This window comes from Paenibacillus sp. EKM10P, assembly GCF_011800655.1.
Taxonomy (GTDB): domain Bacteria; phylum Bacillota; class Bacilli; order Paenibacillales; family Paenibacillaceae; genus Paenibacillus; species Paenibacillus polymyxa.
The window spans coordinates 1-468 of the sequence record NZ_JAALET010000077.1 but is presented as its reverse complement, the minus strand read 5'-3'; the positions used below and the strand labels follow the sequence as shown (position 1 = coordinate 468).

The window sequence follows — 468 nt, the reverse complement described above, 5'->3', positions numbered from 1 at the left end:
AGGGATCACCGTATAGGTGTCTGTGCCCTGCGCGGTGATCAGCTGGGCTTGCTGCTCAATCGTAAAGTGCTGGAACACCTCACGCAGTGTAATTCGGCTGCCCAGTTCCTGATGGATTTTGGCCACCAGCGTCGTGGCCCGCAGGGAGTGTCCACCCACATCGAAGAATGAGTCGGTGACTCCTACGCTGGACAGCTTCAAGACATCCTGCCAGATTTGGGCTAGCTTGGCCTCCAGTGGCGTCCGCGGTGCCACATACTCCAGGCCTCCTTCAAGGCGTGCTTCCGGTGCTGGCAATGCCTTCCGGTCGATTTTCCCGTTTGGCGTCAGTGGGAAACGATCCAGCTGTACCACATACGTCGGGATCATGTAATCCGGCAGCTTCGGCTGCAGCGCATTCCGCAGTTCCGGTAGACTCAGCGACTCCGAAGCTACGATATAGGCACACAGATCCTTGTGTCCGTCCTC

The 468-nt window shown here is 57.9% G+C and carries 1 protein-coding gene; it reads right to left on the bottom strand.

Annotated elements, in window-relative coordinates:
* Positions 1 to 468, bottom strand: a 468-nt coding sequence (locus HFE01_RS26475) for a phosphopantetheine-binding protein (protein ID WP_167442908.1), incomplete at both ends; no start/stop codon positions are given.